This is a genomic window from Rugamonas sp. GW822-FHT03B10, from assembly GCF_058801745.1.
The window spans coordinates 1-24,128 of record NZ_JBXANP010000035.1 but is presented as its reverse complement, the minus strand read 5'-3'; the positions used below and the strand labels follow the sequence as shown (position 1 = coordinate 24,128).

Sequence of the window (24,128 nt, the reverse complement as noted above, 5' to 3'; positions counted from 1 at the left end):
GGATTCTGGAACCTATGAAATGGCGTTACCCGACATGGTACCCGATGTCAATTTCCACTGGAAACGGCATAGAGCCAGTGGTTCTGCACGCGCCGAGCTATAGATGATTCAGGAAACGCTCTAGCGATGGAGCATCCGCCGAGAATATCTGCGCGCACGAATCAAAAAAACGTGTGCCGTGATATACTGCCGCGCATGGCCCGCCGAACTATTTACATGATGCTGATGATCGTCGCGCTCCAGTTTAGCTGGAGCGCGGTTTCGGCCTATTGTATGCACGAGACTGGTCGCGCGGCAAACCATTTGGGTCACCACCCACACTCCGCCGGTTCCGACGATGTCGCTTCCGTCTTGAAAGACAAGCCATCACTGGCTAAAAAAGGCTCGCCTCACTCGCATTGCTCGTATTGCTCGCACGGGGTATTGTCGCTCGACAGCCTAGACGCGACAACGACTCACCCTCAGTTGACCGGCATCGCGCCGATGGAGTCGATCAAAAGCCTCTCCTCGTCTTACACCATCCCGCCTGAACGCCCTCAGTGGTCCACCGCCGTTTAATTCCGGCGGCCACTTTATTCACATAAGTGTTTCGTAAGCTGTTCGACGCCCCGTTGCGGGCGCCGGACCGTTATGCCGCTGGATATTCTTCGTTTCCTATTTTCGGAGTTATCTATGCAATCCAGACAAATTGTCATCGGGGCGGCTGTGCTATTGACGCACTTTATGCCCTTGAACGCCCATGCAGTTGGGCAAACAGCAGCGCTATATACGACGGGTGAACAGCCGCGCGTGGCCGATTCTGCCGGCCTCGCTATAACGCTTGAGCAGGCTATCGAGTTGGCCTTGTCGACCAGCCCTGAGTTGCGTTCGATCGCTCAAAACGTTGCCATCGCCGAGGGCAACCGAGGGCAAGCGGGCTTGATGCCCAATCCGGAGTTCTCAATCCTTCATGAGGGCATGCAAAAGAGTACGCGCACGCAAACGATGCAGGTGAGTCAAGCCCTCGAACTTGGCGGAAAGCGTGGCGCCCGCGTCAACCTCGCCGATCAGGACCGGGAGCTCGCGGCAGGCGATGTGGAGGTCGGTCGCGCGGAATTACGCGCAGACGTCACCGCAGCCTATCTGGAAGCCCTTACGGCGCAAGAACATGTAAGTCTCGCGCAGGCATCCCTAGATCTCGCCCGCAAGGCGACGGGCGCAGCTGGACGGCGTGTTGCTGCCGGCAAGATATCGCCGCTGGAGCAAACCAGGTCGAGCGTCGCCGAAGCCGGTGTACGTCTCGAACTGTCGCAAGCGACTGTCGAGGCGTCGATGGCCAAACGCCGCTTGGCGGCCCTTTGGGGAAGTACCCAGCTTCTGGAACAATCACTGGTCATGCCTGACATGGATTTAACCGCCATCCCCAGCATGGAGGAACTACAGGCCCGCCTGGAGAAGTCGCCGCAAATGCAGCGGGCACGCATGCAAATCGTCCGCGAAGAGGCGCAAGTCAAGCTGGAACGGGCGACCCGCATACCCGATCTCACTGTGACCTTCGGCAATAAAAAAGACAATGAACTGAACCGCTCGCAAACCGTCGTTGGGCTTTCCGTTCCGTTACCGCTGTTTAACCGCAATCAGGGCAACATGCTCTCCGCGCTGCGGCGCGTAGACAAGGCAAAGGCCCAAGCCGAAGTGGAGCATTTGCGCTTGACGCAAGCGTTGATGGACGCGTACCAGCGTGCTCAGGTGGCGCAGGAACAGATCGGCAGCATGCGAAATGAAATACTCCCTTCAGCACAAAGCGCGTTTGAAGCTGCGGTGACCGGCTTCGAGCTGGGGAAGTTTGGCTTTCTCGACGTGCTCGATGCACAGCGCACGCTTTTTCAGAACCGTGCTCAGTACCTGCGCGCGCTCTCCGACCGCTATCGTTCCATCGCCGACCTTCAGCGTTACGTTGCCGTTGAAAACGGCAACGGCATCTCACCGACTCTCAGGAATACAAAATGAAGATCAACATCGATAAAAAATCGCAAAAATCCATTCTGGTCGTTGGCCTGATTGGCATGGTGCTGGCAGCGGCGATCGTTCTCTGGAAAAAGGACGCCGGTGGCGCCCCGGCCGAAGCCGCGCACGCTGAAGAAGGTGCAAAGGACAAGGAAGGCAAAGCCGAGGAGCACGCCGGAGAGCAGGGACTGGTGTTGATGAACGCCCCGCAAATTCAAACCGCCGGCATCGCCGTTGCCAACGCGTCGCCGGCCACTGTCGGCAACGTCATTCAATTGCCGGGCGAGGTCCGGTTCAACGATGACCGCACTGCCCACATTGTGCCGCGCCTTCCGGGCGTTGCGGAATCCGTGGCGGCTGAACTCGGACAGACCGTCAAAAAAGGACAAGTTCTGGCCGTAATCTCTAGCTCTGAACTGGCTGATCTGCGTAGCTCCTCGCTTGCCGCACAAAAGCGCCTGGGCCTGGCTCAGGTGACTTATCAACGAGAGAAAAAACTCTGGGAAGACAAGATCTCGGCGGAACAGGATTACCTGCAGGCCCAGCAAGCGCTGCGTGAAGCAGAGATCCAGGCTCAATCGGCTCAGTCCAAACTGTCGGCCCTTGGTGCCGGGGATAGCGCCGGCGCCTTGAACCGCTACGTCCTGCGGGCGCCGTTTGATGGTGTTGTCGTCGAAAAGCATATCGCCCAAGGTGAAGCTGTCAAAGAGGACGCCAACGTATTCCTGCTCTCGGATCTTTCGACCGTATGGGTTGAAGTGGTTGTGACGCCCAAGGATCTGGAAAATGTACGCGTTGGCGAGTCCGTCACTATCAAGTCCACTGCGACGACGTCATCCGCTCAGGGCAAAGTGAGCTATGTCGGCAATCTGCTCGGCGAACAAACCCGCACTGCGAAGGCCCGCGTCGTGATCGCAAACCCCAAACTGGCATGGAGACCAGGTCTGTTCGTTAACGTTGAGATGATTCGAGGCGAAAAAAGTGTGCCGGTGGCGGTTCAAAGCGACGCAATCCAGACCATTGACGGCAAGACGGTGGTGTTTGTCAAAGTGGATAAGGGCTTTAAGGTTCAGGCGGTCACGACCGGAACGAGTGACGGCCGTCTGGTTGAAGTTGTTGAAGGGCTGTCAGCGGGCACTGCTTATGCCACAACGGGTAGTTTCGTTGTGAAGGCGGAGCAAGGCAAAGATAGTGCTGAACACGAACACTGACCGAGGAACCCACCATGTTTGAACGAATAATTCGCTTTGCCATCGCGCACCGATGGCTTGTCATGCTAGCGGTCATCGCCATGGCGGCCATCGGTATCTATAATTATCAACGGCTGCCGATTGACGCCGTCCCGGACATCACCAACGTGCAGGTGCAAATCAACACCTCAGCGTCTGGCTACTCTCCGCTTGAAGTGGAGCAGCGCGTGACTTTCCCGATTGAGACGGTCATGGCAGGCCTGCCCCAACTGGAGCAGACCAGATCAATATCGCGGTACGGCCTGTCCCAAGTGACTGTGATTTTCAAAGACGGCACCGACATTTATTTCGCGCGCCAACTGGTCAATCAACGAATCCAGGAGGCGAAGGAAAGCCTGCCGCAGGGTGTTGTGCCAATGATGGGACCGATTTCCACTGGCCTTGGAGAGATCTACCTGTGGACCGTGGAGAGCGAACCCAACGCAAAAAAGCCCGACGGAACGCTCTACACGCCAACGGACCTGCGGGAAATTCAAGACTGGATCATTAAGCCGCAGCTGCGCCAGGTTGAGGGCGTTACGGAAATCAACTCGATCGGCGGCTACGCCAAGGAATACCACATTACGCCAGACCCAGTGAAACTCAGTTCGTACGGTCTCACGCTCAAGGACGTGGTCGCGGCCATCGACCGCAACAATAACAATGTGGGCGCCGGCTACATCGAGCGCAGTGGGGAGCAGTTTCTCATCCGCGCCCCTGGTCAGGTGCGTTCACTCGATGATATTCGGAACACTATTCTCAACAATGTACAAGGCGTGCCTATCCGTGTGCGCGATGTCGCTGACGTTGCTATCGGCCGCGAGCTGAGAACCGGAGCTGCAACGGAAAATGGGCGGGAAGTCGTGCTCGGAACGGTGTTCATGCTGATTGGCGAAAACAGCCGGGTCGTTTCCCAGGCCGTCGCAAAGAAAATGGTCGACGTCAATCGCTCATTGCCGGCCGGTGTCAAAGCCATTCCGGTGTATGACCGCACCGTGCTGGTCGACAAGGCCATCAATACCGTCAAGAAGAACTTGATCGAAGGCGCCATCCTGGTCGTCGTGATTCTGTTTCTCTTCCTCGGTAATATCCGCGCCGCGATTATTACTGCGATGGTCATTCCGCTGGCGATGCTCTTCACGTTCACCGGAATGGTCACTTATAAAGTGAGCGCCAACCTGATGAGTCTGGGCGCGCTGGACTTCGGCATCATCATCGATGGTGCCGTTGTCATTGTCGAGAACTGCGTCCGACGCCTCGCCCATGCGCAGGAACATCACAAACGGGAACTGACACTGAACGAACGCTTTCATGAAGTATTTGCAGCCGCGAAGGAGGCCCGTCGCCCGCTGCTGTTCGGTCAATTGATCATCATGGTGGTGTACCTGCCAATCTTCGCGCTCGCCGGCGTGGAAGGCAAGATGTTCCATCCGATGGCGTTTGCCGTGGTGGCCGCCCTGGTTGGCGCGATGATATTGTCGATGACCTTTATCCCTGCGGCAGTGGCGCTGTTCATCGGCAAGCGGGTTTCTGAAAAAGAGAATCGCCTCATGACGATGGCCAAGAACGCTTACGAGCCATTGCTGGAAAAAGTCATGCGCAACGGCGCCCTGGTGGTATCGAGTGCCATCGTACTGATCATACTCTCAGGGCTGTTGGCCGCGCGAATGGGCAGTGAGTTCGTCCCGAGCTTAAACGAAGGGGATATCGCCATGCAGGCGCTGCGCATTCCTGGCACTAGCCTTACCCAGTCGCTAGATATGCAGAAAAAGCTGGAGGCCGGCCTGAAGGCAAAGTTCCCCGAAATCGATCGCATCTTCGCCCGCACTGGTACGGCAGAGATTGCATCTGATCCGATGCCGCCGAATATCTCCGACGGATACATTATGCTTAAACCGGAGTCGACCTGGCCGGCGCCGAAGAAAACCCGCCCTGAGCTGATCGAAGCGATTCAGGAAGAGACTGAAAAATATGCGGGCAACGCATATGAATTCTCGCAACCGATCCAGCTGCGCTTCAACGAATTGATCTCCGGCGTGCGTAGTGATGTCGCTGTGAAGGTCTATGGCGACGACATGAACGTGCTCGCCGATACGGGCAAGAAGATCGCCGAAGTGCTACAGCGCGTACCAGGCGCAACAGAGGTCAAGGTGGAGCAGACCGGTGGCCTGCCTATGCTGACCGTCAACATCGATCGGGAAAAGACTTCTCGTTATGGCCTGAACATTGGCGATGTGCAGGAAGCGCTGGCGATCGCCACCGGTGGCCGGGAAGCGGGCATTATGTTCGAAGGCGATCGACGTTTCGATATTTTAGTGCGCCTGCCCGAATCGCTGCGCAGCGACCTCGACGCGTTGAGACGGCTGCCTATTTCGTTGCCGGCGCAATCCGGTGCGGCCACTGCCTTCATTCCATTGAGCGAAGTGGCCACCTTGCAGTTTTCGCCTGGCCCCAATCAGATAAGCCGCGAAAACGGTAAGCGCCGCATTGTCGTAAGCGCGAACGTCCGCGGTCGCGACATCGGTAGTTTCGTCCCCGACGCGGAGCAAGCCATCGCCAAAGGCATCAAGATTCCATCAGGATACTGGATGAGCTGGGGAGGCACCTTCGAGCAGCTCCAATCAGCAACCCAACGCTTGAAAGTGGTGGTTCCCCTGGCGCTGTTCCTTGTCTTCACACTGCTGTTTGTGATGTTCAACAACGTCAAGGATGGATTACTGGTCTTTACCGGCATTCCATTTGCGCTCACTGGCGGGATTATCGCATTGTCGATGCGGGGCATCCCGATGTCGATATCGGCCGCCGTTGGCTTCATCGCATTATCTGGGGTCGCCGTCCTGAATGGTTTGGTGATGATTTCATATATCCGGACGCTACGCGAGGAAGGTATGGATTTAGATAAAGCCATCATCTTCGGCGCCTTAACCCGCCTTCGTCCAGTACTGATGACCGCGCTTGTAGCTTCGCTCGGTTTCGTTCCGATGGCCTTGGCAACCGGTACGGGCGCCGAAGTGCAGCGTCCCTTGGCGACAGTGGTCATTGGCGGCATTCTTTCTTCGACGGCGCTGACGTTGCTAGTATTGCCTTTGCTGTACCGGATGATGCACCGCAAGGATGACGACACAGAGGCCCCTGAGAAAACGCGGGAAGAAGTCTTGGCATACTAATGGTGGTTGGCCGGGCGGCGCTGCTCGCCCGGCCTTCTTGCCAATTGGATCGAGCGCGCTTCGAGGCGCGCTAGATATAAATAAACTAAACGAGTGTCTGAGAAAACTCAAGCAAGTAGGCGAGCCATATGTCATTACCACAAAGCGAGATACACAATGAGCTCCAGGCCGTGCTGATCTACCATCAACCGAAGTAAAAGTACGAAAAAAACGAAGTAAAAAGTGTATACAAATTGGCGCGATGTCGAATGTCTTAGACCGATTCGTTTAAAAACAATCGGTTATGTCGATTTGCGAAGTGATTGTGCAAAAAGATCGATGCCGCGCATCTACTTGACTGTCGGAAATGACGCAAAGGTGCCTGGCGCGGCACGAAGTCGCCAAGGATGCCGCCCCAATTCCTTCGCGCCGAGCAGATAGATGCAGTCGAGCCAGTCCGCCCACGATGCGGTCACGGCATCCTCGAACGCCAGCATCGTGACATCGATCTCGTCATCGTCGCGCGCACACTGATTCGCCTCCCACTCGGCAATCCCGTAAAGAGGCAAGCCATGGGCACGCCGGAGCAGGTAGGGGTTGGTGCATCCCTGCCACGTCATGCGCCAATAAAGGAAGGCGAGCACATGCGGGCCTGGTGCCGCGGCGAAGGGCCGCCCTCGGATCACGTTCCGGTACCACTGCCGCGAATGGCCATCGCAATGCCGCCAGAGCTGATTCGCCTGCCGCCAATAGCATATCTCGAGGCACTTGTGCTGCATGTCGGCGCACCAGCGAGCTTGCACCGCCGGGGCGAGCCGATAGCGTATCGACCTGGGTGGAATGCGCACCTCGATACAGTCTGCGCGCAGAGCCCCCGCGCATCGACCCGCGTCGATTCCGCCATCCATCTCGAACAAAACCGGCAGCGTGACGCGTCGCCGCAAGAAGAGCAGCCAGCGCACGATCACGTCTTCACTACGCGCCGACATCACACAGGCCTCGGGTTGACCGCCGGCCGATAACGGCAGCTGCGGTGCCCGGCAGGTCGGGCAATTGATTGGCCCAAAGACCCGGGAACTTCCCAGCCCGTAGGCCATAGGCTTCCCGCACCGGTGACAACCATCGCGCAACAGCAAACCGTGCAGCGGACAACGGGAAAACGGCCGCAACTGATGGATGATGAAATGCTGGCCCTGACGCGCGCACGTGGGACAAAACCGAAGCCTGTCGTGCATCAGGGGGCGCAGACTGCTCAAGCCGCCCTCGAGAAAGGCATCCTGGATCCGACTGGCCGGAAAACCCAATGTCCTGCCCAGCACCTGCGCGACGCGAGGCAAGTGATCGGGCAACAGGGGAGATAGATTGCTCGCCGAAATGCCCAGCAACGCCGCAACTTCGCAGGACGATAACGCGTTTGCAGCGGCGAGTTTGGCAGCCCACGCCCAGCCCGATTCATACGGCGCAAAAAGATGTGGGGCCAACTTCGGCAAGGCCAGCACCTTGACGCCGCCGGGAGGAACGATGAGCACGGGCAGGCGCATCTGGGTCACACTCAACGTCCCAGTCCACGCGCATTGCGCTCGACAGCCTGTTCGGAGGCCACATAGCCACAGTGCTGCACGACCGTGCTCCAGTGGCGCTCGTTCAATTGAAAGTCGAGCGCATCTTGCAGCAGGCCATCGAGCAGAATGGCCTCGACCGCGCGCGAAAAATACTCCATCGGGATTTCGACTGTGCCGGCCAGTCCGGCGTGCTGGTGGGCCTGGGCAAAGGCATCCCACAGGAAGTCGGCACTCATCTCCAGCCGCATGCCGGTCCCGAAAGCGAAGGGATAGTAATAACGCGTGAAACTCCAATCGCTGCTGACCGGGTACGCGTGCTCGTCGTAGCTCCTGAGGCAAGTCGCGGCGTCGACCGCGCTGCGGATACCCCGAAACCGCAAGGTCTCCACCATGAAACGCTTGACGATATGCGTGTCGCCGGTTTCCTGAAAGCGCGCCCGTTGCTCGCAGAGCCGTTCCTGACCAAACAGAAAGGTCGTCAAGCGCACGCCGCATTGGGCGAGTTCGTCATGGACGTCGCGCAGCCACTCATATTCATGCAGACAATAACGCTGCGCCTCGTCGCAGAAAAATATGACCGATGTACTGCCCTGGGCTTCCGCCAGATCGCGCAGCCGCTCGTGCAAAGCCCTTCGCTTCCCGGCATTGCGACCAATGTCTGGCGTTGGATGTCGCACCGACCGTAGCAGCCGAGTGAAAAATGCACCCTCGCTGCGGCTGGCCTTGTGCTCGGACTGGACGTGGAAGGTCGGGATTTCCGGCCGCTCGCGGTGGATCAGCATGCGCAGGTATTCGATAGCATAGGTCTTGCCCAGTCGGCTTTCACCATAGATCAGCGCCCCGGGGATGCGGTATTGCAGACACCTGGACACCAGCAGCCAGCAATCCTCAATGGCCGTCGTGGCGACGCGGTAGGTGCGATTGTTCAAGGGATGGTGGTCAATTGCGACCGGTCGCGTGAGCGTCCTGCCATCGCTCGCCGTTGGTGATTTTTCCTTGGCCATGACTAGCGCGAAAACACTTGACCGGAGCCGATGACGAGCCGCTTGCCCTTGACCGGGATTTTGGCTTTTTGGGCTTCCTCGGAAGGGGCCGCGACGGGCGCTGTGGCACAGTCGAATTGCGCCTTGTTGTCGGCCGGACCGGGTGGCGCCTTCGGCACCGGCGCGGCAGCATCAATTGCCCTACGCGCTATCTCCACTTTACTGGCTGAGCGGCGCAGCCTGGCTGCGCCATGGCGCAGATAATCGAGATAGCACTGGACCGGATCGTCATTGTACGCAATGTGAAGCTTGCGCGCCCGCACGAGGGAAAGGATTTCCTTGCGCATACGCAGGGTATGGGCCGTATAGCGCCAAGCCCCTTGGACCTCCACCACGCATAGCTCACGTCCGGCTGCGTCGAATACGCGCAATGCGCGCACGTCCTCGGTGTCAAAATAGAGCAGCACCGGCTTGCCAATCAGGTCCGCCCGCCCGGCCAGAGCATGGCTCGTGTAGCGCGCGCCGAAGAAATGAATATAGGGCCGCACACCCTTGACGATGCTGCCACGCACGTGTCCTTCGTGTTCGTGCTGGAGCAGACACAGGTTGCGGCGCATGGGCTCGGCCAGCCAGCGCAGCGCACTCTGTTTTTCGCGCAAATAATAGCCCAGCATTTCCAGAGGCGAACGGCCGCCCAGGCTAGTGTGCGAAGCGGCGTTGTAGTTGGCGATCGCCACCGCGGTCAGTTCCATCAATTCGTCGAGCCGGACCACGGCCGGCGCTGTGCCGGTCAGTTCCGCAAGGTGACGACGGGGATCGGCAGGGCCGGTGCCCGTGGTGCCGGGCAAGCGGTGCGCAAGGACTGATGCCAACATGCCGAAAAAACGTTCAATATGGGGGCGCTCGTTGGGGCGGTAAGCAGGACCGGCATGGACGCCACAGCCGACAATATCGGTCAGTACGCGCAAGGTGTCCTCGGCGAGATTGGCTTTCGCATTGTCGAAGCGGAACAAGTTCCAGAGCGCATAGCCAAGTTCCGGGAAGCGCTCGGAAGGCATGCCGGCGCCAGAGGCAAAGCGCAGGCCGGGAATAGTCAGGGCAGGAGGGCGCCACGGGACAAGAGCCCGCTCGACCGTCTTGAGTACGTCGAAGCGACTATATTCCGGTTCGAGCACGATGTGGTAACCCAAGATCGCCCGACTGCAAATGTCGATGATACTGAGCAGCCAGACGCGATCGATTTCGAACGATTCCTCGACGCCGGCGACGCGTTCAAAGACGATGCGCAGCCGCACGTCGACCCGGTGTCCGTCGAATTCAACGGCATCGAACGGGATGGTCGCGACCAATGGCAGGCCTTCGGCGTTCGGACGTACACCGCCGGAGCGTTTTTGCGCGAGCGCGGCGCGCGCTGCCAGTTCAAAAGAGCGCGTGGCGATGGACTTGACCGCCGCGGCCAAGCTGCGGATCCCTTGCTCGTGCTGAACCAGGGGATAGTCCCGTTGCGTCAGGCCCAGCTCAAGACAAAGCAGGCGAAAGCGCTTATGCAGTGCGCTCAGCCCGCTGACAACAAGGCCGTTTGGCCCGTCTCTTAAAACGACGTGGTGTGCTTGCAGCTCATGGACGATCAGGACTTCCAGCTCAGGGTGACGTTCCAGCAATTGCTGGAATGCGCCAGCCTTGCCAGCAGGACCGGATCGGACGCTCGTTGCCGAGCGCCGGTAGGACTTGACGTGTTCGTAGGGAACGAGTGCGCGCAAGCCCTGCAGACGTCCGTCGGCATGGGTCTGTAGGCAGCGTTCGTAGAGCCGGCGCACGGAGCTGAACGGCACGCCGGTGGCGGCCTCGATGGCACGCAGGGAGGCGCGCTGACAATACAGCCGAACCGCTTCTTCACGGGCGCGAAATATTTTTTGTTGATCTCCAGAGAGGGTTGGCCAAGCCACGGTCGGCCACAATGTCGGGTCGGCGCGATCCGTCACAGCGGCGCTGCGACGGCCAGTCATATCGATTCCTTCAGCAATTCGATCGCCGGCCCCAACGGCCGATCACGCAATGACTTCGCCTTGATGCGCCCTCTGTGCAGTAACAGGAATACCGCGGTGCGGACAAGCACGGTGTCATATGGCTGAAAGTCGCGTTCGAGTTGCCCCAGCGTTGGCGCGGTCGATGTCGCCCGCTCGACATCGAGCAACAACCTTTCGCTGACAAAGCGCTCATTCGACGCAAGGTAGGGCAGGATGCGCATCCAGTTCTCGATCCAGATGCTGTGGGCGGCTAGATTTTGGACATGCACATATCGCACACCGATATCGTCGTCGGGACTCAGGACCCCAGCCCGGGCCGGTTGTGGCGTGGGCGTAACGATCCAGCACATTTCGCGTCGCCCAGCCCTCACCCAAAAATCGAGCAGTTGCCGACTGTTGTCATGACGCCAGTACGCTGGGCGCTCGCAATAACGAAACACCCGGGGATTACTTTCGAGGAGCGCCCAAAGCCGAACATGGAACGGGTCGAAGAGCGTCACTCGGCGCTTGAGCTTGGGGGCGAAAAACTCAAAGCGCGACGCGCCTTTGGGCCGCTCGCTATCGATCGGATGAGTGAAGCGTGAGTGTGAATTGCCAGGCGCCATGCGGATCTCCGCTGGTTTTTATACAATTTAGCACTTTTGCCGCGCATTTCAAGGATGTCGCAACTTTACTTCGAACACATGCGAAGTAAAAGTGTACCCATCAAAAACGGGATTGGCGTAAATTCAGGGACTTACGGGCGCTGGGGTGTATGCACAATTACTTCGATTGACGATGGGGAAATGACAAAGTTGAAAATGTGCCAGTCAATGGCCTTAGTCGGTGGCGCTTCTACATGAAACGCCACCGACGGAGGTTACTAAAACATGAAAATACTACTACTTCTTCTGTTTGATATCTTGGTACTGACCGCTCACTTTGACTGTGATGGTCACGGCCTTATCGCCGCGATTTCGCCAGAACCAGCCATGCTCTCCATCAAAGGCAGCGATCAATTCACCTTTGTCGGAGCCAACCTGCACACCCTTTGAGTAGCGATGCGAGCCTTTTGTCCCGACGATGGTCGATTCACCATGCGTATCATGATTGACCAGTCCGCCATCTGTGGTCCATGAGTACTCGACCCTGGCACCCTTGGCCATGAGCATTTTAACTTCGGTGCCCTGATTTGAAGCGAGCGTCACCTTCACTTCATCGCTACGGATGCCTGTGTTGACGTTCGGCGCGGCTATCGCCATTGATGTTGGTGCTGCCACTGCGGTTTTTGCAGACGTTGGCGCATCATGATCATGGCCATGTTTTTCCTCACCTTGGCAGGCGCTGAGTACTGACAGGGACAGAGCGGCGACAGCGAGTTTTTGCATAAATTTTTTCATTACAATTTCCTTCAAGTGATCAAGCGGGGTGGGAATCAGGATTTTTGCTTCAGATTTTTGAATTGACCGCTGACGGTCAATGAAATGCGAATGCTGCTTTCGCCGCGATTACGCCAATACCAGCCGTGGGAGCCATCGAATTCGGCCGTCAACTGGCCGCGATTGCCAGCGACATTCGCTTCCTTCAAATAACTGTGAAATGCATTGGCTGGCCCACTGACCGGCTCGCCGTGCGTGTCGTGGTTCACTACACCGCCATCGGTTTGCCAGGCATAACTTACTTCCTGGCCTTTGAGCATGTCCATCTTGACTTCTTTGCCCGCACCTGGAGGAAGTACTATCGTGATCTCCTGTGTAATACCGGCTTTGGCCGCATCATCTTGGACAGGTGCAGGCTGTGCAACGGCTGGTGCATTAATTGCAGCAGTGACTGGCGCCGGCGTAAGCGCTTGGCGCGCGGCTGCCAAGGCGTCAGCTTGCGCATCAGCGGCAGCTTCGGTGGCGAGTTGTGTTTTGATCTCGCCCATCGCTTTCAAGCCGAGTGCCTTCCCAATGCCGGTTGGATCAATGCCGTATTCCGATGGCAGCACCACCGTGACCAGCAGCGCTGCGGCGGTTATCAATGCGATTGCCGTGGAGCGTAATAATTTGGCCGAGCTAGGCAATTCCGCCCGTGTTGGCAAATCTGTGTTGTACATTTGAATTCCTTATTAAGATGTGAAATAACCGGTGAGCTGATAGCCAATCAGCATGAAGCCTGCGGTCATCATCACGGTGTTGGCGGTATAGGCATGCTTGAGGAAACTACTGGTACGACGCCAGTAGCCCATACCAATCAGAATGGCTGATAGTGCGAGCAGTTGACCTATCTCTACACCGACGTTAAATCCGATCATGTTCGCCAGTAGCCCATCAGGAGAAATTTCATATTCCTGAATCTTGGTGGCCAAGCCAAATCCGTGGAACAAGCCAAAGATGAGTGTTGCGACCTTGGTGTTGGGCTGCACCCCAAACCAGCGCTGGAATGCGCCGACGTTGTCCAGGGCCTTGTAGACCACAGATAAACCGATAATCGCGTCAATCAGGTAGCCATTGATCGTCGTACCCATGAACACGCCGAGCAACATCGTGCTGGAATGGCCGATGGCGAACAAGCTGACATACAGTCCGATATCTTTGAGCTTGTACAGAAAAAAGATCACGCCGAACAGGAAGAGGATGTGATCGTAGCCAGTGAACATGTGCTTGGCGCCCAGATACATAAAGGACAAAAAGTGCACGCCAGTGATCTCGGAAATATAGCCCTTGTCACCCTGGGCGATGCCATGAGCATGGGCCAGGGAGAGCGTGAGAAAGTACAAGAGCAGCGTGCCGATGACCCACCGCAGGTGACGGAGGGGACGCTGACGTAAAAGCGTTCTCCCACCGTCGATTTGAGACAGAAAAAACATATATTCTCCAGTTACTAAGAATGGCGGATGTTGAGGCCACCAGAAAAGGTTAGACGGACGTGGAGGCTTTTGGCGGCTTATCGGGCAGCGGCAAAATGACGGATGGAAAGCGCACCGTCTGCCGTTGGTACCCGTCGTCGGCTGTCACACTTGGGACGCCGAAAGGAACGGGCAATAGTGGGATATCGTGGGTATGGTCGCCTGGATTATGTTTGTGTAAGTGTGTTGCCGACAGCTCGGACGATTCAATAGCGTCAGCGTCATCCGTGCTGGCATCCAGCTGATGCGTGTGCGGCAATAGGACGTGCGAACCCGACTTGGCTCCCCATAAACTGAGGCCAAGCATCGAAATCATCATTAGCGCCAGAATAAGGCGGACGGTAGCACGACACAGGTTCATGGCAATTCCAAAAGAGATAAATTCAGTCCACTTAAATGTCTTATGTATTCGCACCGAAGGCCGGCGGTTGAAAAAGACAGCTCGTCCGAAAGGAATGTCCAGCGGCCTGATTCAGTACGGTTAATCATGCTCGCCACGGCTACTTTCCGCCCTTGATCCATTGCGCCGGAACAGGAGAACATCACAACCCAGTTCAGGCGGCAGCAGCAGACGCGCCAGATCCGGTCTGTGTTCCATTGCAAATGACTGTTGGGATGCATAATCACTCCAGTTCCCACTAGCAAAATGGTGAATGCTCACCACCACCAAGTAGATCCGTACGCTTGCTGTTTGGAAGACTTCGCGCTCGAAATTGTTTTGCGATGGCGGCCAGGAGCACAACACAACCTCGGGGGCATATTTTCGTATTGCCGCAATGGCCTCAAGCCGCTCCACGTCAGCCGGAAAGCTGATCCGGTCATGCCAGCTATAGTTATCAGTTGCCCGTACCTGGATTCCTTCCTGACGCAAGAAACGGCTCAACGTCCCGTCGCCTGCGGCAATTTCCAGGCAAGACCGCTCGCCGATGATTTCTGCTACCCGCCTAACGAAGGCATCTGAATAAAAACAGTAGATGCCCTTGCGCGTTACCAGTGGCATCAGCAGGCGCTTTTGCCAGACCAGAGGCCACAACAAACGAAACCATAGCAATGGCACAGCTTTGCGTTCGAGGTCACGTCGGAACAGCAGGCGCTGTGCCAGCCAGCCGTTGAACAGGTTGAAACGCATCGTGCCCGATGCTTTCCCTGTGACCGCCGCCATTCCATAGTGCTCAATTGTCAGCGCGGCCATACGCTGGCGTACCGCTACGCGCACGAGCTCACGTCGTGCATGCCTGGGGTTCCCACCAGGCGGCATGGCAGGATGGAGCAAATGGTGAAGGCGGGCTGAATCACGTTGTGACAATGCCGCTTGCAGTTCCTGTTCCATCGTTATCCATTCATCTGGAAATGCTGTGCGCAACGCCTGAGCAGTCGGGCGTTGCTGCAGCCAAGCGGCGACCTCGCGTGGCTTGTCCAATGTTGGCACGGCAGCGTTGATGGTCATGGCATACCCTCGGCACGCGTAGCACCCGGCTTCACATACGACGGCATTGCTCCGCAGTCCTTGACGTCCACATGCTCGTTCTCCAGCAAGACGGGTCCGCAATGTGGCAACACAATCGGAGTTTGAAAAAGGCGCATCGTCATGGTCTCAGTCCGGCCAGCGCCGGTGATGCTCATCGATGACAAATACATGTTCATGCGTATCAGTATCGTTTTGCCCGCCCTGGTGCAGGTGTTCCTGGTCAGCCAGGCCGGTATGGCGATGCTCAATGACATCCGGATCGTTGGCTGGCCAGGCGATCGCGGCAACCGCCACGCCCACTATCGTAATCGCTGCCAGCACCACGAAAGTGGCTGGCATGCCAAACTTGGCGCCCATGAAGCCGGCGATTGGATACGTGATCAACCAGCATACGTGCGAGAGCGAAAATTGCGCGGCGAATACCGCTGGCCGGCTATCGGAGCTAGCCGATCGGCGTAAAAGTCGGCCACTGGGCGTGAGAGTGGTGGAGTAACCGACGCCGATTACAAACCAGGTCATAAGGAGGGCGGGCCATTCGTAGGCCCCGCCCATGGTGGCTACAAAAGCGCCCGCAATCAGGCCGCCGCCCATCAGTGCAGCACCTGCCAGCATGGCCGGACGATCCGGCCGCTGATCGAGTAACTTGGGCAAGAACAACGCGATCAGCATCGAGCCACAGCCAAATGCAGCCAGCGCGAATGGCACATCGGAGCTGGGGCGGAGAAGCTTACTTTGCACATACACCACCGTATTGACGATGACCATGGAACTGCCCGCCGCTGCGGCCAGGTTCAGGCCCAACAGTCCACGTAGGCGTGGCGTGCGCAGGTAAATGGCGATGCCGCGAAAGGTCTTGGCATAGATGCTGCCGGTCGCTGGCACCGCTGGTGATTGCGGCAGCGACACTGAAACGACCAGCGCCGCCGAGCAGATGAAACCGATCACCGTGCCACCAAAAAGCCAGTGGTAACTGATTATCGATAGCAAAGCGGCCGCTAATATCGGGCTCACCAGGGTTTCCATATCGTAGGCCATACGCGAGAGGGACAATGCTCGCGTGTAATCGCTTTCCTCTGGCAAAACATCGGGAATCGTTGCCTGGAAGGTAGGGGTAAAGGCGGCTGAGGCCGATTGGAGAAAAAAGATCAGCAGATAAATCTGCCATATCTGTGTCACGAACGGAAGTGATAACGCGACGCCGGCGCGTACCAGATCCATTGCGACCAAGAAGGCGCGGCGCGGGAGCATGTTGGCAAAGGCACCGACCACGGGGGCGATCAGCACGTAAGCGAGCATCTTGATCGCCAGAGCGGTTCCCAACACGCTGCCGGCATTGGTGCCAGCAAGCTTATATGCAAGCAAACCCAACGCTACGGTCAGCAAACCGGTGCCCACCAAGGCAATAATTTGTGCCAAGAACAGGTGCCTGTATGTACGATTGGCCAATATATTTAACATGTTAATTCAGCTCCTTTTAAGCACGAACAAGGGATTCAAGCTGGCGACATGGCCGCCAGCTTATGCTCCGAGTGAAGTCGCTTGGTGATGAGTTATGCCAACGCGACGGCGCTGTCAACCAGCGTCACCGATACTCCGACCGTCACGACCTCAACGGCAGTTGTTCCGGCAAGCAAGGCCGTAAACCACGCGGCCAACGCAGTGCTACGATCAAAAAAACGACATGCATATTCCTCGCTGTTCGAGTGCGACGTCCGCTTGTATTGGCGGGCGTCGCAGGCGATTGCATTACACCGGCTTAGGCTCAGCCACAAGTACAGGCACGGTGCCGCTGGTATCCCCATCGTCCTTGACGGTACGGCGACGACGCAAAACGATACCTGCTATAGCCGGGAGTACGAACAGCGTCAGGATGGTGGCCGTCACAAGGCCCCCGATGACCACAGTCGCAAGTGGTTTTTGCACTTCGGCGCCTGTGCCGGTGGCAATTGCCATCGGCACGAAGCCCAGGGAGGCCACCAATGCGGTCATCAGGACAGGCCGCAGACGCTCCATTGCACCGTCGATTACCGCCTTGGAAGCTTCCATGCCATCAGCTATCCGTTTATTGACAGCAGAGATGAGCACCAGGCCGTTGAGCACGGCCACGCCAGATACGGCAATGAAGCCCACTGCTGCTGAAATCGAGAACGGAATGCCGCGCAGTACCAATGCAAACACGCCTCCTGCCAACGCCAGCGGCACAGCCGTCAGCACGGTTGCCGTCAACATCGCATTTCCGATTGCCATGTACAACGCGACAGAGATCAGCACGAAGCAGATAGGCACAATGATCATCAGACGTTCGGTCGCCGCACGCAGGTTTTGGAATTGGCCACCCCATTCAATCCATGAACCTGGCGCCAATTTGACCTCTTTCTGCAGGCGCTGCTGCGCTTCGTCGACATAGCTGCCCATATCGCGGCCGACGACATTGGCCTCGACATAGATACGGCGCTTGCCATTGTCGCGGCTGACTTCGTTCAAGCCTTGGGTAAAGCGGAATTCCACAAGCTGACGCAGTGGCACTGACTGGCGCACTTGTTCACCGGTGGCTGGCAGCATGATGGGCAAAGCACCCAGCTCATCAAGGTTGTCGCGCAGTGCCGGCGGCAAGCGCACGACAATATCGAAACGCCGGTCGCCTTCAAAGATCTGACCGGCCGAACGGCCCGCCAGCGCAGTGGCCACAGTGTCGGCAACTTCTTTGACTGTCAGGCCATATCGAGCGATAGCGGCACGGTCAAACGAAATGTCGAATGTCGGAAACCCTTCCGTTTGCGCCACTCGCACGTCGGCCGCACCTGGCACCTTGCGCAGCACTGCTGCAATTTCCTTGGCATTTTGGGCGAGCTTGTCCAGATCATCACCAAAGACCTTGACGGCGACATCACTGCGCACGCCGCCGATCAGCTCATTGAAGCGCATTTCAATCGGCTGAGTGACGTCATAGTTGTTACCGATGATAGGCGCAGTCTTGGCGCGGATACGTTCGATGACCTGTTCTTTGGTGGTGATGCCTGCAGGCCATTCCTCCTTCGGTTTCAGAATCACGTAGTTATCCGACGCGTTCGGTGGCATCGGGTCGGCCGCCAAGCTGGCGGTACCAGCTTTCGAATACACGGTTTTGACTTCCGGAAGTGACAGAATGGCGCGCTCGATCGGCAGGTCAAGTGCTGCCGATGCTTCGATCGGCGTCGACGGGATACGTACCGAAGACAGATTCAGATTATGCTCATCGAGGGTAGGCATGAACTCGCGACCAACAAAGCTGAAGGCCACACCTGCAAGTATCAGTACGGCGACACCGGCGCCGATAAACGGCAGCGGTCGCGCTACAGCACGGCGCAGCAGCGGCTCATAGCGGTTTTTCGTCATGACGATAGCTTTGACCTCATGCTCGGCCACTTTCCCGTTCATCATTACCGCGATCAGCGCCGGCACGAACGTCAGCGACAGGACGAAAGCTGAGCCCAGGGCGAGCATCAGAGTGATCACCATCGGCGAGAACATCTTTCCTTCCACGCCTTGGAAGCTCAGACAAGGCAGAAACACCAGGAAGATCACCAATTGGCCGTAAATGGTGGGACGAAGCATTTCGCGTGATGACGCCACCACTTCTTCCAGACGTTCCTTCAGCAACAGGAGTCGCCCTTCTTGATGCTGGCGTTGGGCCAAGCGGCGCAAGGTATTTTCAACGATGATCACGGCGCCATCGATGATCAGACCAAAGTCGAGCGCACCAAGGCTCATCAGGTTGCCGGAGATCCCCATCGAATTCATGCCGATGGCGCTCATCAGCAGCGATAGTGGGATGACCAATGCGGCGATGATCGCTGCGCGCCAGTTGCCCAACAATGCAAACAGAATGACGATCACCAGCAGCGCGCCCTCAGCCAGATTTTTCGCGACAGTGGTAATGGTGGCAACCACCAGTTGTGAGCGATCCAGCGTTGGCACGATAGTGATGCCGGCAGGAAGCGTTTTAGTCACCACCTTCAGCTTTTCGCCGACGGCGCTGGCGACTGTGCGGCTGTTTGCACCAACCAGCATCAGCGCGCTACCGATCACCGTTTCGTAGCCATCGCGACTTGCCGCGCCACGGCGCAACTCGCCACCGATGGTAACCTTGGCAACCTGACTGACCATAATCGGTACACCGTTACGGGTAGCAATTACTGCGCGCGCTATCTCGTCGGCACTGCGGGCGCGGCCGTCCGCGCGCACCAGATAAGCTTCGCCGGAGCGACGAATGTAATTGGCACCCACCGACACGTTGGATGCTTCGAGTGCGGTGGCGAGTTCGGCGTACGAAATGCCTAGCGCAACCAATTTGGCGGAATCAGGTTCGACCACGTATTCCTTGACGTAACCACCCAAGGAATCGACATCGGCCACACCCGGTGTCGTACGCAATTGCGGACGCACGATCCAGTCCTGGACTGTACGCAGGTACGCCAGTTTTGACACTTCGTCGGACAGGCTCTCGCCCTGATCGGTCAAAAAGCTGCCATCACTTTGCCAGCCGGCCTTGCCATCGTTACGCGGTGCTCCCTTGCCTTCAGGATGGGTGAACTCCACACTATAGTGAAACACTTCACCAAGCCCGGTAGACACCGGACCCATCTGCGGTTGGGCCTCCTCAGGCAGATCTGCCCGTGCCCGCGCCAAGCGTTCAGAAACTTGCTGACGCATGAAATAGAGATCGGTATTTTCCTTGAAGATGGCGGTGACCTGGCTAAAACCGTTACGCGAGAACGAGCGCACAGTCTCGACGCCGGCCAAGCCGGAAAGCGCAGTCTCGATCGGATAGGTCACGCGCTTTTCGATTTCGACCGGACTTAGTGTCGGAACGACAGTATTGATCTGCACTTGCTTGTTGGTGATGTCCGGTGTGACATCAATTGGCAGTAAATTGAGCTGCCACGCACCGATCACCGCCACGATGATGGTCATGAACAGGACCAGCCAACGCGACCGAACGGAGCTGGTAATTATGGAATCAATCATTATTCTTCCTTGCCAGACTTAATCATGTCGGCCTTCACGAGAAAGGCGTTGCGAGTGGCGACCTGGTCGCCGGCCTTGACGCCGGAGACGATCTGCGCCACACCGCCGCTACGTATGCCCACCAGTACTGGTTGGATGCGAAAGCCTTTCTGGCTGCGCACGAACACCACGTCACGACCCTCAAGGTTTTGTACCGCTTCCTCCGGTACCACCAAGCCGTCGCCTTGACCCTTGACGTGCAGGCGTACCCGCACGCCTTCGCCGACGACCAGCGCCGCGGTGGCGGCAGTCGGCGTCAGTATCACGGTCGCGGAGCGCGTAGCACCGTTGACCGTCGATGTTACCGAGCGCACAGTGGCATCGACTGGCATGCCATTGGACGCTATCACGGTCGCCTGGTCGCCACTGGAGATGCGGATGATGTCGGCGGATGAGACGGCAGCTTCAATCTGTACCGGACCTGTGCCAGCGACGCGAAATAATTCGGTCTGAGGCTGCACAAAACTGCCCAGTGTGGCGGCGTTAAACGTGACCTTGCCGGCGATCGGGCTGACGACGGCTACCGATCTGCCATCGGCGGCCACCTTCGCGGCACGAGCCACGGCGTTGGCGCGTTGTGCCTCGCTTTCGGCAACGGCCAGCGTCGCCTGTGCCGCTTCAAGATCAGCACGCGGCGTGACACCCTGTTCGAATAGCGAGGCTTCACGCGCTTGGTTCTTGCGAGCGAGTTCAGCCTTGGCATTGGCGACGGTGCGCTCCGCAGCAAGGCCTGCTGCTTCCATACTTTCGACGGTAGCGAGCGTTTCGCCGGCCTTCACGGTATCGCCTAACTGGCGATTGATCCGTGCGATGTTGCCCGCCGCGCGGGCAACAATGACGGCTTCGCTGTTAGGTTGAGCGGCAACCGAACCTGGCGCCAGGATCTCGGAGCGCAGACCGCCTGCAGCAACGGCTTCAACCGCGATGCCGGCAGCTTTGAGGTATTCACCAGGAATATTAACTTCCTGTACCGGCTCTACGGCCGCAGCAGGTGTGGAAGAGGCCACCGCTGCAACAACCGGTGCCTTTTTGGTCCCGGTCCATTGCGCGGCGCCGAAGCCGGCGGCGGCAGCGATTGCCACCAGGGCTGCGGCGAGCGGCAGGTTAATGGCGCGACGTGGTTTTTCTGTCATGGTGTAACTCCAAATGCGATGCGGCCTTCGGCCGTGAAAAGGGTAGCGAGGGCGCGCACGCGCGCCAAGCGGGCTTCAATGGAGAGAGCCTGTGCTTCGGATAATGCGCGCCGGATAGCCAGTAATTCGATCAGTGGTGTCTTGCCAGCGTCATAGCCGGCTCGCCCCAATCGATAGGCGTCGACTGCGGCAGTTTCGCCCTGTTCGGCGGCTTGGAGGCGTCGCTCTGTAGCCACCACCCGGGCTTGTGCGGCGCGGTGCGTTGCCTGTGCTTCCAACCGCGCCGCTTCCACACGCTGTTCGGCGGCGCTGGCCCGCTCACGCGCGGCTGTCACGCCATGCTGATTGCGATCAAACAAGGGGATGTTGATGTTGACGCCAATGATGGCGGCACGCTCGTTACTCCAGCCAAACTTCCGCATGCCTGCGCTAACACCCACATCGGGAACCCAGCGTTTTTGCTCCATCCTCACTTGCGCCGTTAATGCGTCGCTTTCTGCACGCGCGCTGGCCAGCGCTGGCGACGCGTCGGTCGTCCAGCGTTGATCGCTACGGGGTGCTATTGCGTGGTCGAGAAACGGATGGCTGATGCCGGTGTATGGCTGATCGGCGCCAGCTACCGCAGATAATCGCTCCAGCGCATCAGTAGCGTCAGCCACGGCCGACTGAACCGCTGCTTCGGCGGCAGATACGCTGGCGCGCGCTTGTGCCAAGCGCAGCTGGGCTTCACGGCCGGCTTGCACCAGCGCCGTTGTCGCGCGAAAGTCATCGTTGGCGCGAGCCAGTTCGGCATCGGCCACTTGTTTTCGCAATTGCATGGCCTCTGCCGTGGCGTAGGCGACTGCCAATTCATTGGCGAAAGCAATGCGAATCTGACGTTCGCGCGCGCCCACCGCATCGGCCTTGCGTTGCTCCGCTTCGATACGGGCGCTGCGCTTGCCTCCGATCTCGAATACCTGCGTTAAGGTATAAGTGTCTTGGCGCTGGCTGACGCCGTCCATCTTGGGTGCGCCAAGATTTTCGCCGGTGTAACCCAGCGAAGGGTTAGCCCAGGCGCGTGCCTGGCGCGCATCGGCGCCGGCAGCGCGCACCGTGGCGGCCTGCTCCAGCAGCGCCGGTGCCTGCGTTTCAGATTGTTGCAATAGTGCAGCCAGCGATGGCGCGTCGGCCGCTTGGGCAGCGCCCACGAATAGAGACAGGACGATGCCTGTCAGTTTGCCGCGCGCAAGTGCGCACGGACTCACGGATAACCTGTACATAGTTAAGCCCCTGCTTGTTAAAAAGAGTGCAGTGCAGCGGGCCGCAGCATGAACGTCAGGCGTTCATGCGCTTTACAGGAATGTGAAGGAGGGCAGCCCGCGTGTTAGACGGGCGAACGAGGAGGACGTAACAGCGGTAATGTGGCTCGATCGGAAAAAGTGTCGAGAAATGCTTCAGGGGCGATACGAATATCGAGAACCAGCGGCAGCTGAAATGGCGGAGGGAACAGCAAGTTCATGCTGTTTCCGTGCTCGAAGTCGGACAGGTGACGGGATGATTTTTGAGAATCGTCGAGATGGACGTCGCCGTCGTCGTCACCAGCGTCGTCGAGATCGTGGTGATGGAGAATTTCGGAGGAATGCTCCGTCATGTGCTTGGCGACGAAGCCGATCCCGTATGTGTTGTAGCCTTCCATGACGTGAGCGAAGTTGCGTTCCGCAGCAATCAGCGATTGCAAGGGAAGCAAAAACATCATCAAGATGAGTAGCGCTTTCTTCATGTGCGAAGGATATCGTCGGTAGGCAACAAACAAAGTATGTGTAGTATTATATCCCCTAGGGAGGATACCATGTCAATTCATAATTCGCATTCAGCGATCATAAAGCGCCTCAAGCGTGCCGGCGGCCACCTTAGCAGCATTGTCGCCATGCTGGAGGAGGATCGCCCTTGTGTAGAAATCGCGCAACAGTTGCAGGCAGTCGAAAGTGCCATCGGTTCGGCCAAAAAAGCACTCATACACGACCATATCAGTGAATGCCTGACCGTTACCAGTGCCGATACACAAGGGCATGACCGAAATGTTGCTGCGGAATTCAGAGCTATCGCCAAGTACTTATAGATAGTAGATTTTTTGACAATTTTGGCAATCCTGCACGTTAGAAGGAAAGTGCATGGCACTGCCTTCACGGTAGCAAGCTTTGTGGAAGCGAAACGGCCTGGTTTCCGCTTCATTCGATCAACTATGCGACATTTCCAGCGCCGCCAAGCCAGCATTGGCCACAAAGACGGACCTCGGCAACTTTTTACGCTTTTGCAACATCAGCAAGGTGATCGAGGGGGTTGAAAAGTCAACGAGCGAGTGTTTGGCACTTTTTTCTTTGTTAATCAAAAAAATGAACCGATGTTACAAATCACGCCACGCTGCCACTGTCACGGAAACACTCAGCTGTTTATACAAGTTTTTATTAAAACGACCTAATATCCCATTAAACTTTTTAATATCTCGTTGAAGTTTCTATTCCGACGTAGCCTGCCACTCAGGAGAAAGTCTTGCCCGTTTGTCGCTGCCGACAATTGCCGCTAGGTACAGACGCTGAGGCACTTGGAAAAAATAAAGTAAATGTGGCTCTATGCCGTTTCCAGTGGAAATTGACATCGGGTACCATGTCGGGTAACGCCATTTCATAGGTTCCAGAATCC

The 24,128-nt window shown here is 57.5% G+C and carries 20 protein-coding genes; 5 read left to right on the top strand and 15 right to left on the bottom strand.

Going from position 1 to position 24,128, the window contains the following annotated elements:
* Positions 1–216: 216 nt before the first annotated feature.
* The 4 genes from AC1RQG_RS27160 (at position 217) to AC1RQG_RS27145 (ending at position 6,382) form a co-directional block, all read left to right on the top strand.
* Entirely contained in the window at positions 217–558 is a 342-nt protein-coding gene (locus AC1RQG_RS27160; protein ID WP_493136398.1) for a hypothetical protein, read from the top strand.
* 114 nt (positions 559–672) lie between these two features.
* Positions 673–1,989 (top strand): TolC family protein, encoded by a 1,317-nt coding sequence (locus tag AC1RQG_RS27155; protein ID WP_493136396.1) that lies wholly within the window; start codon positions 673–675, stop codon positions 1,987–1,989.
* On the top strand, positions 1,986–3,197 hold the full coding sequence (locus AC1RQG_RS27150) for an efflux RND transporter periplasmic adaptor subunit (protein WP_493136394.1): 1,212 nt from the start codon (positions 1,986–1,988) through the stop codon (positions 3,195–3,197). The genes AC1RQG_RS27155 and AC1RQG_RS27150 overlap by 4 nt, the downstream gene beginning before the upstream one ends.
* 14 nt (positions 3,198–3,211) lie before the next feature.
* Positions 3,212–6,382 carry a CusA/CzcA family heavy metal efflux RND transporter gene (locus tag AC1RQG_RS27145; protein WP_493136392.1) on the top strand — a complete coding sequence of 1,057 codons (3,171 nt, stop codon included), beginning with the start codon at positions 3,212–3,214 and terminating at the stop codon, positions 6,380–6,382.
* A gap of 329 nt (positions 6,383–6,711) precedes the next feature.
* Here AC1RQG_RS27145 and AC1RQG_RS27140 read toward each other — a convergent pair whose 3' ends face one another.
* The 14 genes from AC1RQG_RS27140 to AC1RQG_RS27075 form a co-directional block, all read right to left on the bottom strand.
* Positions 6,712–7,911: a hypothetical protein gene (locus AC1RQG_RS27140; RefSeq protein WP_493136390.1), complete on the bottom strand. Its 1,200-nt coding sequence runs from the start codon at positions 7,909–7,911 to the stop codon at positions 6,712–6,714.
* 2 nt (positions 7,912–7,913) lie between these two features.
* A complete protein-coding gene (locus tag AC1RQG_RS27135) occupies positions 7,914–8,927 on the bottom strand; it encodes an AAA family ATPase (protein ID WP_308925909.1) in 1,014 nt (337 codons plus the stop codon).
* Between the two features lie 2 nt (positions 8,928–8,929).
* Positions 8,930–10,912: a TnsB C-terminal domain-containing protein gene (locus AC1RQG_RS27130; protein WP_131687623.1), complete on the bottom strand. Its 1,983-nt coding sequence runs from the start codon at positions 10,910–10,912 to the stop codon at positions 8,930–8,932.
* Positions 10,909–11,538, bottom strand: coding sequence for a hypothetical protein (locus AC1RQG_RS27125; protein WP_076572389.1), 630 nt, complete (start codon positions 11,536–11,538; stop codon positions 10,909–10,911). Before AC1RQG_RS27125 ends, AC1RQG_RS27130 begins: the two co-directional genes overlap by 4 nt.
* Before the next feature lie 276 nt (positions 11,539–11,814).
* Complete coding sequence (locus AC1RQG_RS27120) at positions 11,815–12,312, bottom strand: hypothetical protein (RefSeq protein ID WP_157808920.1); 498 nt, start codon at positions 12,310–12,312, stop codon at positions 11,815–11,817.
* A 35-nt stretch (positions 12,313–12,347) separates the two neighbouring features.
* Positions 12,348–13,010, bottom strand: coding sequence for a transmembrane anchor protein (locus AC1RQG_RS27115; protein WP_100429662.1), 663 nt, complete (start codon positions 13,008–13,010; stop codon positions 12,348–12,350).
* Between the two features lie 12 nt (positions 13,011–13,022).
* Positions 13,023–13,763, bottom strand: a complete 741-nt coding sequence (locus AC1RQG_RS27110; protein WP_100429661.1) for a HupE/UreJ family protein — start codon at positions 13,761–13,763, stop codon at positions 13,023–13,025.
* A 49-nt stretch (positions 13,764–13,812) separates the two neighbouring features.
* Complete coding sequence (locus AC1RQG_RS27105; protein WP_121669439.1) at positions 13,813–14,163, bottom strand: hypothetical protein; 351 nt, start codon at positions 14,161–14,163, stop codon at positions 13,813–13,815.
* Between the two features lie 120 nt (positions 14,164–14,283).
* Positions 14,284–15,249 carry an SAM-dependent methyltransferase gene (locus AC1RQG_RS27100; protein ID WP_157808919.1) on the bottom strand — a complete coding sequence of 322 codons (966 nt, stop codon included), beginning with the start codon at positions 15,247–15,249 and terminating at the stop codon, positions 14,284–14,286.
* Between the two features lie 147 nt (positions 15,250–15,396).
* Positions 15,397–16,728, bottom strand: a complete 1,332-nt coding sequence (locus tag AC1RQG_RS27095; protein ID WP_100429659.1) for an MFS transporter — start codon at positions 16,726–16,728, stop codon at positions 15,397–15,399.
* A 288-nt stretch (positions 16,729–17,016) separates the two neighbouring features.
* The gene (locus tag AC1RQG_RS27090) at positions 17,017–20,277 is read right to left on the bottom strand and encodes a CusA/CzcA family heavy metal efflux RND transporter (RefSeq protein WP_100429658.1); all 3,261 of its coding nucleotides are present in this window, start codon (positions 20,275–20,277) and stop codon (positions 17,017–17,019) included.
* The gene (locus tag AC1RQG_RS27085) at positions 20,277–21,449 is read right to left on the bottom strand and encodes an efflux RND transporter periplasmic adaptor subunit (RefSeq protein WP_100429657.1); all 1,173 of its coding nucleotides are present in this window, start codon (positions 21,447–21,449) and stop codon (positions 20,277–20,279) included. Before AC1RQG_RS27085 ends, AC1RQG_RS27090 begins: the two co-directional genes overlap by 1 nt.
* The gene (locus tag AC1RQG_RS27080; RefSeq protein WP_100429656.1) at positions 21,446–22,708 is read right to left on the bottom strand and encodes a TolC family protein; all 1,263 of its coding nucleotides are present in this window, start codon (positions 22,706–22,708) and stop codon (positions 21,446–21,448) included. The genes AC1RQG_RS27085 and AC1RQG_RS27080 overlap by 4 nt, the downstream gene beginning before the upstream one ends.
* 104 nt (positions 22,709–22,812) lie before the next feature.
* A complete protein-coding gene (locus tag AC1RQG_RS27075) occupies positions 22,813–23,208 on the bottom strand; it encodes a hypothetical protein (RefSeq protein ID WP_100429655.1) in 396 nt (131 codons plus the stop codon).
* 69 nt (positions 23,209–23,277) lie between these two features.
* On the opposite strand from AC1RQG_RS27075, the gene AC1RQG_RS27070 reads away from it, so the two are divergent.
* Entirely contained in the window at positions 23,278–23,547 is a 270-nt protein-coding gene (locus tag AC1RQG_RS27070) for a metal-sensing transcriptional repressor (RefSeq protein ID WP_100429715.1), read from the top strand.
* A gap of 396 nt (positions 23,548–23,943) precedes the next feature.
* Here AC1RQG_RS27070 and AC1RQG_RS27065 read toward each other — a convergent pair.
* Positions 23,944–24,128: hypothetical protein (locus AC1RQG_RS27065; RefSeq protein ID WP_493136380.1), on the bottom strand; the 185-nt coding region annotated here is incomplete at its 5' end.